Raw genomic sequence first — 14,566 nt, 5'->3', positions numbered from 1 at the left:
TCGATAAACGGGAAATAGTATGCGTGTCTTCATACTAAACTTTTATCCCGAAAGTTTACTATTCTATTTTTGAATTTGGCAGGTCTCCTGGCTTGTTTTCTGCTATCTTGCCTTCCCACCTTATGGCAGTGGCTTTATGAAGAAAATAACAGCTCAAAAAAAATGAGGAATCAAAAATACATTTGATTCAAACTTACAGTTGCGGGAACAGCTCTAGACTTTCTGAAATACAGGTTCAAATCACTAGATTCCCTTTTAATACTATCATCTAAAAAATGACAGCAACCAAAATTCGCTGCAAATGTAGTTCTTTTATTTGATTTTAATAATTTTCGGTCTCTTTTGAAAAAAAAGGCTAATATTGAACCGCATTTCAAAGATGAAATCTCCCTCGGCCGGGCCCGTGAAAAGATTATAAAAAATACACACTATTTCGATCTAAGCGTGGGAACAACAGGCTTTATGGCGATTTGGTGGACATCTCGATTATCGAGTCAAATAAAAAATATGATTTACTATATTACAGGAGGAGAACGTTCGGGCAAAAGCCGTTATGCCCAAAATCTGGCATTGCAGCTTTCCGATACTCCCAAATATATTGCCACTTCCCGTGTTTGGGATGCCGATCACAGGAAGCGTATTGATCGCCACATTGCCGATCGGGATGCACGATGGACTTCCATTGAAGAAGAAAAAGAACTACAAAAAAACATTGAAGAGAACGATACCGTGGTTATTGACTGTGTCACCCTATGGCTCACCAATTTCTTTGTAGACACCAAAAATGATGTTGAAAAAGCCCTGGCTTTGGCCACCTATGAATTTGATCAACTGCTCTCTATAAAGGCTAACATTATTATCATCTCCAATGAAATTGGGATGGGCGTACATGCTGCTACCGAAATAGGCAGAAAATTCACCGAATTACAAGGTTGGATGAACCAACATATTGCAAAACATGCCACTAAAGCCATTTTAATGGTATCTGGCATACCTCTAACCCTTAAAGAATAAACATGGACCTAAAAAGCACCCCGCTTTCAAAACAATTGGCGGCAGGTATTCAACATAAAATAGATCATAAAACAAAGCCTATTGGTGCTTTGGGACAGTTAGAGGCTATTGCTTTACAAATTGGATTGATTCAGCAAACCGATACTCCTAGCATAAAAATGCCCCATATCATTGTTTTTGCCGGAGATCATGGGATAGCCAAAGAAGGAAAAGTAAATCCCTATCCCCAAGAAGTTACCGCTCAGATGGTTTTGAACTTTCTGAACGGAGGCGCGGCTATCAATTCATTCTGCAAGCGCAATGATGTGGCTTTAACAGTCGTAGATGCAGGAGTAAATCATAATTTTAAAGGAGTTGTAGGTCTTGTGGATGCTAAAATCGCCTACGGCACAAAAAATTATGCAAATGAGCCCGCTATGACCGCTGAACAATGTTCCCTTGCTATGAAAAAAGGCGGGGGTTTAGTACATGAAATTCAGCAAAAAGGATGTAATACCATAGGTTTTGGGGAAATGGGTATCGGCAACACTTCTGCGGCTTCCCTACTGATGCAATGCTATACAGCGATCCCCCTAGAAGAATGCGTAGGTGCGGGTACGGGATTGCAAAAGGAAGGAATTACCTTAAAAAAGGAAATTCTAGCTGCTGCACAGCGACAGCATGATCCCATATCCCCTTTGGAAGTTTTGGCGACCTACGGAGGCTTTGAAATTGCCATGATGGCAGGAGCAATCTTAAAAGCTGCTGCTCTAAAAATGGTTGTTATGATCGACGGATTTATTGTTACTGCTGCATTATTGGCTGCCCATGCCCTGGATAAAAACTGCTTGGACTATTGTATTTTTGCCCATACTTCTGGTGAACAGGGACATCAAAAAATGCTGGATTTTCTAAATCAAAAACCTCTTTTGAATCTTGGATTGCGGCTAGGGGAAGGTACTGGGGCCGCCTTGGCTGTTCCCTTGTTAAGAGCTGCTGTTGGTTTTCTTTCCGATATGGCCAGTTTTGACGAAGCTGAAGTAAGCAAGGCATGAAAAAGCAAATCGATATCTTTTTTACGGCACTTATGTTTTTCACGAGGATTCCATGTCCAAAATGGATCAATCACAATCCCGATTACTTGAGACAGAGCTCAAAATATTTCCCTTTAATAGGTATCTTGGTAGGAAGTATTGGCGCATTGTTCTTTTATGGTGCCGCTCTTCTGTTTCCTAAAGAAATTGCCATTCTTTTAAGCATGGTGGCCACCATATATACTACCGGAGCCTTTCATGAAGATGGTTTTGCCGATGTTTGCGACGGTTTTGGTGGAGGTTGGACCAAGGAAAAGATTCTTTTGATCATGAAGGATTCCAGATTAGGAACCTATGGTGTTATTGGTATTTTGGCTGTTTTAGCCTTAAAGTTTTTTGCACTCTATCATAGTCCTACCGCTTTAATACCTATAGTACTGATCAGTGGGCATGCTTTAAGTCGCTTTATTGCCACTACCCTCATTTACACACACCCGTATGTCCGGGATACAGAAGACAGCAAAGCAAAACCGGCTGCGAAAAGCATGTCCCTAAGCATGTTGGTCATTAGTGGTATTTTTGGAATGCTACCCTTATTGCTTTTTAAAAATCCATGGGTTTTTGTCGTCCTGATTCCTGTTTATCTGTCCAAGGTTTTTTTGGGTAGGAAATTCAAAAAATGGATCGGAGGACAAACAGGGGATTGCGCCGGAGCCGTACAGCAATTGTCCGAACTTATTTTTTATCTAAGCCTTATCGCCTTATGGAAATTTACCTAGTCCGACATACTACTCCCGATATTGCCAAAGGCATCTGTTATGGCCAATCGGATTTGGCACTGGTAGCGAGTTTTCCCGAAGAATACCAAAAAATACATGATCAAATTAACTTTGATCAGCAAACAAAAATTTATAGCAGTCCCTTAAAGCGTTGTAAAAAACTTGCTGCAACCTTTGGCAACACTATTCAGTATGATGCCCGTTTAATGGAATTGCATTTTGGGAAATGGGAAATGCAAGCCTGGAATGCGATTCCTCCAACGGAAATCAACCCTTGGATGGAAAATTTTGTGGAAACCAGCGTCCCTGAAGGAGAATCCTACCTTCAATTACAGGAGCGGGTAATTGATTTTTTTAGGGAACTTCAAGAAGAAAAACCAAAAAAAGCCATTGTCATTACCCATGCCGGAGTTATACGTGCTTTAGTAGCGCATTTGCAGCAGATTCCCTTAAAAGATTCCTTTTCCATTCAATTAAATTATGGCCATGTGCTACGTCTGGAAAATAAAGGCACTACCTTTGCCATTACCGAAGGCCTGGTCTTAAAATAATTCATCGATCCATCAATGTTATGAAATCCAAAACGCTCTTTTTTCAATGCTTCTTGATCACTTTTCTCCTGTTTTCCTGTAAATCGGAAAAGAAAGAAACTTTAATTGTTTCCCAAGAATCCCAAGAATCCCAAGAATCCCAAGAATCCCAAGAATCCAATATAGCATACGCCAAAGGCTTCCAAATAACCAAACAAGCCTCTGGCCTTACTGTTCTCACCATATCTTCCCCATGGGCCGAAGCTGAAGACGCCTTTACCTATGCCTTGATTCCAAAAGACAAAATGGCATCCATGACGCTGAATCGTGATGCTTATGATGCCATAATTGCTGTACCTGTAGATAAAATTGTAGTTACTTCAACCACACACATTCCGGCTTTGGAAGCCTTGGGCGTGCATGAAAAAATCGTAGGCTTTCCTCAAACTGATTTTGTTTCGTCCGAAAAAACAAGGCTTCGTATCGATAAAGGTCTTGTTCAAGAATTGGGAAGCAACGAAGCCCTCAATACCGAACTACTGCTTTCGCTGCAACCCGATTTGGTCGTAGGTTTTGGCATCAATAGTCAGAATAAGGCCTATAATACGATTCAACGGGCCAATATCCCTGTGGTTTACAATGGCGATTGGACCGAAGCCACCCCTCTTGGAAAGTCAGAATGGATTAAGTTTTTTGCGCCCTTTTTTGGATTGGAAGACAAGGCCGATCGTATTTTTTCTGAAACAGAAACCTCGTATACAAGGGTAAAAGCCCTGGCTCAAAAAGCCCATACAAAGCCTACGGTCATGAATGGAGGCTTATACAAAGATGTATGGTACGTTGCTGGAGGCGGAAGCTGGATGGCGCAATTTTTAGCCGATGCCCATGCCGACTATCTATGGAAGGAAACTACGGAGACCGGAAGCCTTTCTTTAAGTGTGGAAAGCGTTTTGGAAAAAGCAAAGCATGCCGATTTTTGGCTGAATCCGTCCCTACACGCTACACAAAAAGAACTCCTGGAGGCGAATTCCCATTATCAGCAATTTGACGCTTTTAAGAATCAAAAAATCTATACCCATACCAATGCCAAAGGCGCAACTGGTGGACTCCTTTTTTTTGAACTCGGCCCCAACAAACCCGATTTGGTTTTGAAAGACCTAATTCATATTTTTCATCCCGAATTGCTGCCCGATCACCAACCCGTATTTTTTAGTCGCATCCAATAAGTGAATCCTATTAAAACATATCGCCCTGCTTTTTTGATCTTACTATTGGTGTTACTACTTAGTTTTGGCATTAATATTAGTTTAGGTTCGGTAACTATCCCCATACAAGACACTTTTGGAGCACTTTTTGGGAAGGCAACCACCAACGATTCGTGGAGTTATATTATCTGGAATTACCGGATTCCCAAGGCTTTCACGGCTATTTTAGTAGGTAGTGGTCTGGCATTAAGTGGCCTTCTAATGCAAACCCTATTTAGAAATCCCTTGGCCGGTCCTTTTGTTTTGGGTATAAGTTCCGGTGCCAGTTTAGGAGCGGCCCTATTGATCATGGGCGCTTCGCTTTTCACAGGGTTTTTATCTTTTGGACTGATCAGCGATGTTTCTCTTGCCGTTGCGGCAAGTCTTGGTAGCTTTTTGGTCTTGTTGGCCGTTATCTTAGTCGCCGCCAAGGTAAAAGACACTATGGCCTTGTTGATCATTGGATTAATGTTTGGCAGTATTACAGCCGCCATCGTGAGCGTGCTTTCGTATTTCACCAATGCCGAACAATTGCAACAGTACATTTATTGGTCTTTTGGGAGCGTAGGAAATCTATCCTGGGCGCAATTGGGCTTATTATTTGCCATTATTCTTATGGGCATCTCTTTAAGTATTCTTTCCATAAAATCACTAAATGCATTGCTATTGGGTGAAAATTACGCACGAAGTCTAGGCATTGGGATTCAGAAAAACCGATTGATCATCATTATTGCGACAGGGCTGCTCGCAGGAAGTGTTACGGCATTTGCAGGTCCAATTGCCTTTATTGGCTTGGCCGTACCCCATTTAACCCGACAAATCTTCAATACCATGGATCATCGGGTTTTGGTCCCGGCAGTACTAATTTACGGCGCTATTCTTCTATTATTATGTGATACCGTGGCACAATTGCCTACAACAGCTTATATTTTACCCATAAATGCCATTACTTCTATCATTGGCGCTCCCATTGTGATCTGGCTTCTGATCAGAAAACGGAAGATGGTCTTTTAAAACTGGGAAAAAGTAATATTTTTGACATGGAATAGTAAAAATTTAAGACGATACCTATCACAGCTAAACATATTACTTTAGAAGCCCAAAACCTCACTATTGGGTATACGAACAAGCGCGAAGAAATCCACATTGGGAAACAACTCAATTTTTCTATTCCTCAAGGTGCGCTTACTGCGATTGTGGGCGTTAATGGTGTAGGGAAATCTACATTACTGCGTACTCTTGGCAATGTTCAACCCGGTTTAAAAGGAGATATTCTAATCCATGGCAAAAAGCTAAATTCCTATAACCCCTTGCAATTGGCATCCTTACTCAGTTTAGTACTTACCGAGCCTATTGCTTCTAAAAATTTAACGGTCTTGGAATTGATTGCCTTGGGCAGACAACCCTATACCAATTGGATCGGAGCACTAAGTGCTTCTGATAAGGAAAAAATACAGCAAGCCATAACCAGGGTGCAATTGGAAGATTTGCAACATCAAAAATGCTACGAACTCAGCGATGGGCAACTTCAAAAGGTGATGATTGCACGGGCCTTGGCCCAAGATACTCCTATTATGCTACTAGATGAGCCCACCTCACATCTGGACCTATATCACAAAGTACACATCTTAAAGCTTTTGAAGGCGATTGCACACGAAACCCAGAAAACCATTGTCTTTACTACGCATGAAATAGAAGTAGCCATTCAATTATGTGATGCAATGCTCATTCTGGAAAAAGGGCAAAGTCATTTTGGAACACCCTGCGAACTTATTGAACAAAAAAGTTTTGAACAGTTGTTTCCTGCAGATACTATTGCCTTTGACGCCAATACTGGCTCTTTTAAAGTAAAAAAGTAAAGTTCTGAACGCTTTGAGAATTGATTTTATTTGCAATTCAGTATTAAAATCCATGGGTTACCCCATCCTTGTTTTAATAATCAAAATCATATCTTTACAGCAAACTAGCTCGGTGCAAGATCATAGAGCTTTAAACGAAAAATCAATTTTTATTTCGACCTAAGTGTCGGAACAACTTGCCTGACGGCAGTCAGGTTCAAATCTCAATTATCGAGTAAAGCTAAGGCAGGTATATGGATGGTATTTTAATCTATTTTATTATTGGACTCTTATTCGCTGGAATAGGTTATTTTTTGGGCACTTATATCCAAAAATTGAAGACCAAATCGGATCAAAGCACCTTAGTGGAGCGCGAAGATCAATTGCGGAATACCGTGCAGCTTTTGGAGCAGAAATTAAGTGATGGGGAAACCTATCGTGAAAACTTGCAACACGAGAAGGAGCATTTAGGTCAACAAATCGTTCGTTACCAGGCCGACATGGAAAATCTGGAGGCAAAAAACAAAGAGCAAAAAGAAGAGGTAGCACAATTACAGCTAAAATTCACGAAAGAATTTGAAAACCTGGCCAATAAAATTTTGGACGAAAAGAGCAGCAAGTTTACCGAGCAAAATCAGAAAAATATTAAGAATATTTTGCTGCCGCTCAATGAAAAAATACAGCTGTTTGAAAAGAAAGTAGAGGAAAGTCAGAAAGAAAATATCAGCATCCATTCCGCACTTAAGGAGCAATTGCTCAACTTACAACATCAAAACCTCAAAATTACCCAGGAAGCAGAAAACCTGACCAAAGCCTTAAAAGGAGATAGTAAAATGCAAGGAAATTGGGGGGAATTGGTTTTGGAGCGTGTTTTAGAGAAATCCGGTTTGGAAAAAGATCGGGAATATAGCGTACAGCAAAGTTTTACCAGGGAAGATGGTACACGTGTGTTACCTGATGTCATTATTCATCTGCCTGATGGGAAAAAAATGATTGTAGATTCCAAAGTTTCGCTTACGGATTACGAACGCTATGTAAATGCGGAAGCGGAATTGCAGGAAAAGTTTTTAAAGGACCATATTAATTCCTTAAAACGACACGTAGACCAACTTTCTGCCAAGAAATATGAGGATCTCTATGAAATGGAGAGTCCAGACTTTGTATTGTTATTTGTTCCCATAGAACCCGCCTTTGCTGTGGCCATCAACAATGACAACCACCTTTACAATAAGGCTTTTGAGCAAAACATTGTCATTGTTACCCCTTCTACCCTATTGGCTACTTTGCGCACTATAGACAGCATGTGGAATAATGAAAAACAACAGCGCAATGCCATAGAAATAGCGCGGCAGGCAGGAGCGCTTTATGATAAATTTGAAGGTTTTGTGAATGATCTTACCAAAGTAGGCAAGAAAATGGACGAAGCCAAGAACGAATATAAAGGGGCCATGAACAAATTGGTGGAAGGTCGTGGCAATATTATCGTTAGCATTGAAAAATTGAAGAAAATGGGCGCCAAAGCCAAAAAATCCATTCCGGAATCAATTCTAAAGCGCGCACAAGATGATGCCCTATAGGTTGAAAGCTTGTTAGTTGTCTTTCAAAAAAGCGACATTTAAATCACATTATCCAAGAAAAGTATATTGTCCATGGAACAATTCAAGACCGCAAAAGAATCCCAGGTAACCATTACCGAATTAATGCTTCCTTCCCATTCCAATTTTAGTGGAAAAATCCACGGAGGTTACATTTTAAATTTAATGGATCAAATTGCCTTTGCCTGTGCTTCCAAGCATTCCCGGCAGTACTGTGTTACGGCTTCGGTCAATAAAGTAGATTTCTTAAATCCTATAGAAGTAGGAGAATTGGTTACACTGAAAGCTTCTGTGAATTATACCGGTAGAACTTCTATGGTCATTGGTTTGCGGGTAGAATCGGAAAACATTACTTCTGGAGTGAAAAAACATTGTAACTCTTCGTATTTTACCATGGTTGCCAAAGACGCTCAAGGCAAGAGTGTAGCTGTTCCCGGACTTATTTTGGAAGATGAGGAAGGGGTACGCCGTTTTGCCAGGAGCATTAGTCGTAAAGCCCAAGCTTCGTCACGAAGTACCGAATTTGATGATTGCACTTTTAAGATGGAAAAATACCTTCCCTCGTTAACAAAGGAAAATCTACAATTGAAATTGCCCAAATAATATGGGAAAAGCGGGAGCAACTAGGCTATTCCTTAAGTTCACAAGCAGCATCTGCATCTAAAAACCACACTAAATCTCCTGAAGTAGGAGCGACCAAAGTGGCAGGATACTGGGTATAATCTCCCTGAGCATTCAAAATTTCACGTACTTTTTCCGCTTTTCCCCCTCCGGTTACCAAAAAAGATACTTTTTTGGCATTATTGATTATTTTTCCCGTAAGGCTGATTCGTTTTTGTCCGGAGTCTGGATGAACAGCCACCTCGCAAAATTCTTCTGAATGCCATAATTCAATTTCATGTGGAAATATAGATGCGGTATGGCCATCATCGCCCATACCAAGAATCACCAAATCAAATTGGGGTATACTATGGACCGAAGGCAAAGAATCTTGCAATAGTTTTCCGTATCTAACAGCTTCCTCTTTAGGGTCTTTTTCTCCAAACACTCTGTGAATATTGGCTTCTGGTATTTTTATTTTAGATAAGAGATGTGTTAGGGTCATTTTATAATTGCTCTCATCGTCAGTAGGCAATACGCAACGTTCGTCACCCCAATACAAATGAACTTTAGACCAGTCCGTGCTATCTCCATAATCGGCTGCCAAGCGGTCAAACACAATCTTAGGAGTACTTCCGCCTGAAAGTGCTATATGTACCGTTTCTCCCGTTGCTATCAACTGTGCAAGGTAGGCGGAAAAATATTGGGCCACATCTGCCTTTGTATCGTAAATCTTTAATTCCATGAAGTGTTAGGTATTATTTCAAAAGAGTAATAAGTAAGTTGTTTTTAGCAAATGACACAGAAACCGGGGTCATCATCTGCCAAGTGTTTTGTAGGATTTCGCCACATGAACATCCCCTCAATGAGGTCATCTGCATTTTTAGGTCCCCAGACTCCTGCGGAATACCCATAGGTTTTCACATCTTCCCCCTTTTCCCAATAATTTAGGATGGGATCTACGAATTCCCATGCTGCCTCTACTTCATCTGCTCTGGCATATAGGGTAGCGTCGCCCTGAATAGCATCTAACAACAGCCTTTCATAGGCCTCCATGACGTAGTTTTCTTCCAGACTGGAGTAGTAAAAATCCAAATTGGCCCGATCTACTTTAAAACCTTGCCCTGGAACCTTTACACCAAATTTAATTAGGATACCCTCGTCGGGCTGTATTCTAATAATGAGTTTGTTGTTCTTATTAAAGGCATCCAAGTCCGCAAAAACTTGATGATGGGGCTGTTTAAAATGAATGACCACTTCGGTGACCTTAGTAGGCATACGCTTCGCCGTACGCACATAAAAAGGAGTGTCTTTCCAACGCCAATTATCCACATAAAATTTGAGCGCAGCATACGTTTCAGTGGTTGAATTGGGGTCTACCCCTTCTTCTTCCCGATATCCTTTCACCGGTACACCATCTATTTCGGCAGCAACGTATTGTCCGCGAATGGTATGCGCTGCCAAGGTTTCCGGATCGCGCATAATACGTAAGGATTTTAAGGCCTTTACCTTTTCATTACGAATCTCTTCGGCACTGGCACCTATAGGAGGTTCCATGACTACTAGGGAAACAATCTGTAAAAGGTGGTTCTGAAACATGTCGCGTAATGCTCCAGATTTGTCATAATATCCACCGCGTTTCTCCACACCTCCACTCTCTGCATTGGTAATTTCTATACGGTCAATATAATTTCTATTCCATAGCGGTTCAAAAATACTGTTTGAAAAACGCGTAACCAACAGGTTTTGAACCGTTTCCTTACCCAAATAATGATCAATTCTATAAATCTGCGTTTCCTTAAAATAACGCTGTAAACCAATATTCAATTGCTTGGCCGTTTCCAAACTGTATCCAAAAGGTTTTTCCACAATGATACGCTTCCAGCCCAAATGTTCTTCATTAAGTCCTTGATCTGCCAAATTTTTGGCGATGGATTCATAAAGACTTGGTGGAGTGGATAAATAGAAAATACAATTGTTATCCGTGTCGTATTGAAGGTTGAGCTCTGAAATACGATCACTTATCTTGGAGTAGTCCGTATCGTAGGTATTTCCCAGGTCCTGATAAAAGATGTTTTCGGCAAAACCTTCCAAAAGCCCATAGTCTTCAACCGTAATCTTTTCCTTTAGATGTTTACTTTCCAGCACCACCCTTTTTCGAAATTCTAGGTCGGTCATATCACTTCGACTGACCCCGAGGACTACAAAGTTTTTGGATAAGTGCTTTCCGCGATACAAGTTGAAAAGAGAAGGAATCAGCTTTCTTGCTGTAAGATCCCCAGAAGCTCCAAAAATAACTAGGATCTGATTGGTCGTTGTGCTCATCTTAAATTAGGAAGTGTATTAGTTATGTGAATATCGGATTAAAAGTCGATATTTTGAATTATTTTTGGATCTGATTTAAATCAAAAGCAAAGATAAGGCATATTTAGATCACTTAATTTACAACAAAAAGTTACTTTTTAGGACTTGTAAACAGCAACTATGGGACAGCAATACGATTTTGGATTGGTAGGTTTAGGCGTTATGGGACGCAATTTTATTTTGAATGTAGCAGACAATGATTTTAAGGCCTTTGGGTACGATCTTGATGCGGAAAAAGTGAATGCACTTAAGGAAGAAGGAGGAGATACCTCAAGAGTTGACGCTTCCACAGATATTAAGGCCTTTGTGGATTCCCTGAGCACACCGCGTAAAATTATGATGTTGGTCCCTGCAGGAAAAATCGTGGATGCTGTTATTGAGAGTCTTTTAGCACATATAGATGAAGGCGATATCCTGATCGATGGTGGCAATTCCTTTTTTACAGATACCGATCGCAGAGAAGCCTATTTACAGGAAAAAGGGATTCACTTTTTTGGAACAGGGGTTTCCGGAGGAGCAAAGGGAGCACGCAGGGGACCTAGCATTATGCCCGGTGGCAATAAAGAAGCTTATAAAGAGGTACAACCCATCTTTGAAGCGGTTTCCGCTAAATTCCAATCAGAGCCCTGTGTGGCTTACTTAGGGCCTAAATCTGCTGGAAATTATGTAAAAATGGTCCATAATGGTATTGAATATGGCTTGATGCAATTGACTTCTGAAATTTACGACCTCTTAAAAAAAGCGGGAAACCTCAGCAATGATGAACTTGCTGCCACCTATGCACAATGGAACAAAGGCCGATTACAATCTTTTTTAGTGGAAATCACCTCTGAGATTTTCCGTCAGGACGATGACTTGGGCAATGGGCGTTTGGTCGATCAGATTTTGGATAAGGCCAAACAAAAAGGTACTGGAAAATGGACTTCACAAAACGCTATGGATTTAGGTATCCCGGTCCCCTCCATTGATATTGCCGTTAGCATGCGGGAAATATCGGCTTTAAAAGGAGAACGCATTAAGGCCGATGCCCTTTATGGACGTCCCGAACCTGCTACTATAGAAAAAGAGGATTTGGTTAAAATGGCCGAGGAAGCACTTTATTTTTCATTCATCCTAAGTTATGCACAAGGATTGCACCAATTGGCCGATGCCTCCAAGGAGTACGGCTATGAATTGGATATGGCGGTTATTGCTAAAATATGGCGCGCAGGCTGTATTATTAGGGCAGGCTTGTTGGCCGATATTACAGAAGCTTTTAATAAGGATCCCCAATTGCCCAATTTACTCTTGGCTCCTTCCTTTGTACCCAAAGTACAAGCTACGGTAGCTTCTGCGCGTGCATTGGTAGCTTATGCCGCAACAAGTGGCATTCCCATGCCAGGACTCTCCAATTCGCTAACCTATTTTGATGCCTATACCTCAGAAAGATTGCCTTTAAATTTGATCCAGGCACAACGTGATCATTTTGGTTCGCATACCTATGAACGTGTAGATAAAGAAGGTATTTTTCATACAGAATGGGGCTCCTGATGTAGCACTATTTTTTTTATAAATCCATTCAGTGACCCTATGGAGTTAACCCTTAGCATTCCCGCACTGCTTTTTCCGGCTATTTCTTTGACGATGTTAGCCTATAACGCACGATATCTGGCTATTGCTGCCTTGATTCGGCAACTACATCAAAAGTATCAAGAAACGGCTTCCACAACGGTAGGCCTGCAAGTAAAACAACTCCGCAGGCGTTTGACCATTATCAAAAATATGCAGGCTATTGCTATTATAAGTTTTCTTCTTGCCGTCATTAGCATGTTTTTGATTTATGTAGAATTCCATTTCTGGGCCAACCTTTTTTTTGGTATCAGTCTATTTGCCCTAATGGCTTCCTTGATTTTAAGTCTTATTGAGGTGCAACTGTCCACCAAGGCCCTGTCCATTCAATTGGAAGATCTTGAACAATAATCCATTTGCTTTTTATCCGTTATATTTGATGACAGAATGGATTGAGCCGACCATTTAAAATTTTCAATAATTTTAGCCATGTATACGCGACTGTTCTTTGCTTTTATTTGCCTCTATTTATCTTCTTGTTCCAGCGGACAAAAAACCATCGGAAACAAAGAGGAAAACACCAAAATTTCCATTTTGTTTCTAGGAAATAGCCTTACCTATACAAATGATTTACCGGTATTGGTGCAAAAAAGTGCGAAAGAAAGGGGAATCCGTATCTCCACTAAGATGGTGGCTTTTCCCAATTATGCCATAGCTGATCATTGGAGCGAAAACAAGGTTCAAAATTTGATTGCTTCCGGGAAATACGATTACGTCATCTTGCAACAAGGTCCCTCCTCTCAAAAAGAAGGTAGGGAAATGTTGATCGAATATGGAAAAAAGTACAGTGCACTATGTGCACGATATGACACCAAATTGGCCTATTTCATGGTATGGCCTTCTCGAAACTATTACAGGACTTTTGATGGTGTCATTCAAAACTATAGTGATGCTGCCCGTATAAATAAGGCCCTCTTATTGCCCGTGGGAAAGGTTTGGAAGCAGTATTTCGATAAAAATCAAACTTATGATTATTATGGTTTTGATCAATTTCACCCTTCACTATTGGGCAGTACGATTGCTGCTGAAGTGATCGTAGACCATTTATTTCCGCAGTCAAAAACGAATTAGTATTTCTTTTGGAGTTCTTTTTGGGAAATTTCCATGAATGACGGGATAGGTTATCCAATTCACTGCTATTCCCCTTATCTTTATACCACTAAACAATACGTTATAGATCATGCCCACTCCTATCACTGCCTATCAAAAAGAGCGTTTTAGTGCCACTATAGCCCAAGGAACCAAAGTGACCCATGATATCTATACACGGGGGAATTTCAAAAAAATTGTGGTAATCATGCAGGAAATGCCGGGAATCGATCAAAAAGCCTTGGCTTTGGCCGACCGTTTTAGTGCAGAACAATATACCGTGGTATTCCCGCATTTGTTCGGTCCTCTGGGAAAGACTGCTGTACTTGGTAATTTCTTTAAGGTGCTATGTATGCAAAAGGAATTCAGGATGTTCGCTGCTCAGAAATCAAGCCCAATTGTAGACTATTTGGCCGCACTTTGTACACATATCAAGGAAAAACATCAAGTAAAAGGTGTGGCTGTCATTGGAATGTGTCTCACTGGTAATTTTGCCATTTCTTTGATGGCCAATGATGCTGTTTTGGCTGGTTTTGCCAGTCAACCTTCCATGCCACTCCTCGGAAAATCATCCATTCATATGAGTCCAGATGAAATTTCCGCAATTAAAAAGAAGTTAGATACCGATGGCCCGATGCATTGTGGGCGATTTGAAAAGGATTTTTTTTGCAAAGCAGAACGATTCCATACTTTAGAAACCACTTTTAATACGGACGGGAAACAACGTATTATTTTTCATGAACTGCCGGGAAAAGGGCATTCCATCTTAACCCATCATTTTGTGGACGAAGAGGGACACCCCACCAAAAAGGCATTTTCTGAAGTACTCCAATATTTTGACGAGGCCCTATCCTAATTTGGGTCAAACAATATGCTATTAGGAAACTCGGCG

General features: G+C 40.8%; 15 protein-coding genes and 1 riboswitch. Of the genes, 13 read left to right on the top strand and 2 right to left on the bottom strand.

The window, feature by feature from the left end; all coding sequences use genetic code 11:
* Positions 1–60 precede the first annotated feature (60 nt).
* A riboswitch (cobalamin riboswitch) is annotated at positions 61–305 on the bottom strand.
* A gap of 202 nt (positions 306–507) precedes the next feature.
* From ACEXOE_RS19985 to ACEXOE_RS19945, 9 genes are all read left to right on the top strand, one after another.
* Entirely contained in the window at positions 508–1,014 is a 507-nt protein-coding gene (locus tag ACEXOE_RS19985; protein WP_394750629.1) for a bifunctional adenosylcobinamide kinase/adenosylcobinamide-phosphate guanylyltransferase, read from the top strand.
* Between the two features lie 2 nt (positions 1,015–1,016).
* Positions 1,017–2,048, top strand: coding sequence for a nicotinate-nucleotide--dimethylbenzimidazole phosphoribosyltransferase (cobT, locus tag ACEXOE_RS19980; RefSeq protein WP_394750628.1), 1,032 nt, complete (start codon positions 1,017–1,019; stop codon positions 2,046–2,048).
* A complete protein-coding gene (locus ACEXOE_RS19975; RefSeq protein ID WP_394750627.1) occupies positions 2,045–2,806 on the top strand; it encodes an adenosylcobinamide-GDP ribazoletransferase in 762 nt (253 codons plus the stop codon). Before cobT ends, ACEXOE_RS19975 begins: the two co-directional genes overlap by 4 nt.
* Entirely contained in the window at positions 2,791–3,357 is a 567-nt protein-coding gene (cobC, locus tag ACEXOE_RS19970; RefSeq protein WP_394750626.1) for an alpha-ribazole phosphatase, read from the top strand. The genes ACEXOE_RS19975 and cobC overlap by 16 nt, the downstream gene beginning before the upstream one ends.
* 20 nt (positions 3,358–3,377) lie before the next feature.
* Positions 3,378–4,562 (top strand): ABC transporter substrate-binding protein, encoded by a 1,185-nt coding sequence (locus ACEXOE_RS19965; RefSeq protein WP_394750625.1) that lies wholly within the window; start codon positions 3,378–3,380, stop codon positions 4,560–4,562.
* The gene (locus tag ACEXOE_RS19960; RefSeq protein ID WP_394750624.1) at positions 4,563–5,594 is read left to right on the top strand and encodes a FecCD family ABC transporter permease; all 1,032 of its coding nucleotides are present in this window, start codon (positions 4,563–4,565) and stop codon (positions 5,592–5,594) included.
* A gap of 50 nt (positions 5,595–5,644) precedes the next feature.
* Positions 5,645–6,439, top strand: coding sequence for an ABC transporter ATP-binding protein (locus tag ACEXOE_RS19955; RefSeq protein WP_394750678.1), 795 nt, complete (start codon positions 5,645–5,647; stop codon positions 6,437–6,439).
* Between the two features lie 233 nt (positions 6,440–6,672).
* A complete protein-coding gene (gene rmuC, locus ACEXOE_RS19950; RefSeq protein WP_394750623.1) occupies positions 6,673–7,995 on the top strand; it encodes a DNA recombination protein RmuC in 1,323 nt (440 codons plus the stop codon).
* Between the two features lie 72 nt (positions 7,996–8,067).
* Positions 8,068–8,616 (top strand): acyl-CoA thioesterase, encoded by a 549-nt coding sequence (locus ACEXOE_RS19945; RefSeq protein ID WP_394750622.1) that lies wholly within the window; start codon positions 8,068–8,070, stop codon positions 8,614–8,616.
* Positions 8,617–8,641: 25 nt separating this feature from the next.
* Here ACEXOE_RS19945 and pgl read toward each other — a convergent pair whose 3' ends face one another.
* Both pgl and zwf read right to left on the bottom strand, forming a co-directional pair.
* A complete protein-coding gene (gene pgl / locus ACEXOE_RS19940) occupies positions 8,642–9,358 on the bottom strand; it encodes a 6-phosphogluconolactonase (protein ID WP_394750621.1) in 717 nt (238 codons plus the stop codon).
* A gap of 44 nt (positions 9,359–9,402) precedes the next feature.
* A complete protein-coding gene (gene zwf / locus ACEXOE_RS19935) occupies positions 9,403–10,938 on the bottom strand; it encodes a glucose-6-phosphate dehydrogenase (RefSeq protein ID WP_394750620.1) in 1,536 nt (511 codons plus the stop codon).
* A 159-nt stretch (positions 10,939–11,097) separates the two neighbouring features.
* On the opposite strand from zwf, the gene gndA reads away from it, so the two are divergent.
* The 4 genes from gndA (at position 11,098) to ACEXOE_RS19915 (ending at position 14,530) form a co-directional block, all read left to right on the top strand.
* Complete coding sequence (gene gndA, locus ACEXOE_RS19930; RefSeq protein ID WP_394750619.1) at positions 11,098–12,507, top strand: NADP-dependent phosphogluconate dehydrogenase; 1,410 nt, start codon at positions 11,098–11,100, stop codon at positions 12,505–12,507.
* A gap of 39 nt (positions 12,508–12,546) precedes the next feature.
* Positions 12,547–12,936 (top strand): DUF2721 domain-containing protein, encoded by a 390-nt coding sequence (locus ACEXOE_RS19925; protein WP_394750618.1) that lies wholly within the window; start codon positions 12,547–12,549, stop codon positions 12,934–12,936.
* A gap of 78 nt (positions 12,937–13,014) precedes the next feature.
* Positions 13,015–13,656 (top strand): SGNH/GDSL hydrolase family protein, encoded by a 642-nt coding sequence (locus tag ACEXOE_RS19920; protein WP_394750617.1) that lies wholly within the window; start codon positions 13,015–13,017, stop codon positions 13,654–13,656.
* 109 nt (positions 13,657–13,765) lie between these two features.
* On the top strand, positions 13,766–14,530 hold the full coding sequence (locus ACEXOE_RS19915; RefSeq protein ID WP_394750616.1) for a dienelactone hydrolase family protein: 765 nt from the start codon (positions 13,766–13,768) through the stop codon (positions 14,528–14,530).
* Positions 14,531–14,566: the final 36 nt, after the last annotated feature.

Origin of the sequence: Spongiimicrobium salis, assembly GCF_043678055.1 — a bacterium.
Taxonomy (GTDB): Bacteria; Bacteroidota; Bacteroidia; order Flavobacteriales; family Flavobacteriaceae; genus Spongiimicrobium; species Spongiimicrobium salis.
The sequence above is the reverse complement of the archived record's forward strand: the minus strand, read 5'-3'. Positions and strand labels throughout refer to the sequence as shown.

What these genes read in the sequence shown, in the direction of transcription:
- ACEXOE_RS19975 (WP_394750627.1), top strand. Translation starts at nt 2,045, where the DNA reads ATGAAAAAGCAAATCGATATCTTTTTTACGGCACTTATGTTTTTCACG.
- zwf (WP_394750620.1), bottom strand. Translation starts at nt 10,938, where the DNA reads ATGAGCACAACGACCAATCAGATCCTAGTTATTTTTGGAGCTTCTGGG.
- ACEXOE_RS19985 (WP_394750629.1), top strand. Translation starts at nt 508, where the DNA reads ATGATTTACTATATTACAGGAGGAGAACGTTCGGGCAAAAGCCGTTAT.
- ACEXOE_RS19915 (WP_394750616.1), top strand. Translation starts at nt 13,766, where the DNA reads ATGCCCACTCCTATCACTGCCTATCAAAAAGAGCGTTTTAGTGCCACT.
- ACEXOE_RS19945 (WP_394750622.1), top strand. Translation starts at nt 8,068, where the DNA reads ATGGAACAATTCAAGACCGCAAAAGAATCCCAGGTAACCATTACCGAA.
- cobC (WP_394750626.1), top strand. Translation starts at nt 2,791, where the DNA reads ATGGAAATTTACCTAGTCCGACATACTACTCCCGATATTGCCAAAGGC.
- ACEXOE_RS19920 (WP_394750617.1), top strand. Translation starts at nt 13,015, where the DNA reads ATGTATACGCGACTGTTCTTTGCTTTTATTTGCCTCTATTTATCTTCT.
- pgl (WP_394750621.1), bottom strand. Translation starts at nt 9,358, where the DNA reads ATGGAATTAAAGATTTACGATACAAAGGCAGATGTGGCCCAATATTTT.
- gndA (WP_394750619.1), top strand. Translation starts at nt 11,098, where the DNA reads ATGGGACAGCAATACGATTTTGGATTGGTAGGTTTAGGCGTTATGGGA.
- cobT (WP_394750628.1), top strand. Translation starts at nt 1,017, where the DNA reads ATGGACCTAAAAAGCACCCCGCTTTCAAAACAATTGGCGGCAGGTATT.
- ACEXOE_RS19965 (WP_394750625.1), top strand. Translation starts at nt 3,378, where the DNA reads ATGAAATCCAAAACGCTCTTTTTTCAATGCTTCTTGATCACTTTTCTC.
- ACEXOE_RS19925 (WP_394750618.1), top strand. Translation starts at nt 12,547, where the DNA reads ATGGAGTTAACCCTTAGCATTCCCGCACTGCTTTTTCCGGCTATTTCT.
- rmuC (WP_394750623.1), top strand. Translation starts at nt 6,673, where the DNA reads ATGGATGGTATTTTAATCTATTTTATTATTGGACTCTTATTCGCTGGA.